This window comes from Sutterella parvirubra YIT 11816, from assembly GCF_000250875.1.
GTDB classification, from domain to species: domain Bacteria; phylum Pseudomonadota; class Gammaproteobacteria; order Burkholderiales; family Burkholderiaceae_F; genus Sutterella; species Sutterella parvirubra.
In genome coordinates this window covers 3074-3693 of the sequence record NZ_JH604951.1, presented here as the reverse complement: position 1 = coordinate 3693, position 620 = coordinate 3074, and the positions used below count along the sequence as shown (strand labels likewise).

Below are 620 nucleotides of genomic sequence, written 5' to 3'. Positions count from 1 at the left end.
CGGCCGCCTCCTGAGGCTTCAGCCGGACAAGACGATCTCAACCGAACACCACCGAATTCATTCCAACCCATTCAACCCCCATCACTGAGGAACCGCTCACCATGAACCGCATTCAGCCCACCCCCGAGCAGGCCGCCAAGATCGAAGAGATGATGGCCGCGAAGTACCCCGTCACCTTCGGCTCCGTCGCGAAGGCGCTCGGCGTGACGCCCTGCGAGGCGGCGCAGCTTCTTCCCGAATCCGTGACGGCCTTCGTCGCCGGCGACGCGTCCGAGCGCTTCGCTGAAATCTGGGAAATGCTCGCCTCCTGGGAAAAGGTCACGCTCTTCATCATCCACGCCGGGAACGTCTTCGAAATCGAAGGGAAGCTCCACACCGGGAAGATCGCCCAGGGCTACTACAACATCCTCTCGAAGCACGCGACGATCGGCGGGCACCTGAACTACCAGGACGTGGCGGCCGTCTGTTTCGCCGAACTCCCCTTCATGGGGCGCGAGTCGTTGTCGGTTCAGTTCTTCAACAAGGCGGGTGAAGCCGCCTTTGCCGTCTACGCGGGCCGCGAAAACCACCAGATCATCCCGAGCGTGAAGGAAGCGTTCTTCGCCGCGAAGGCCGCGCTC

Annotated in this window: 1 protein-coding gene; it reads left to right on the top strand. The window is 62.6% G+C overall.

Annotated features, from left to right (window positions below; all coding sequences use genetic code 11):
• Positions 1–101 precede the first annotated feature (101 nt).
• Positions 102–620 (top strand): heme utilization cystosolic carrier protein HutX (hutX, locus tag HMPREF9440_RS05020; RefSeq protein WP_008542093.1); only part of this gene is annotated, 519 nt, incomplete at its 3' end.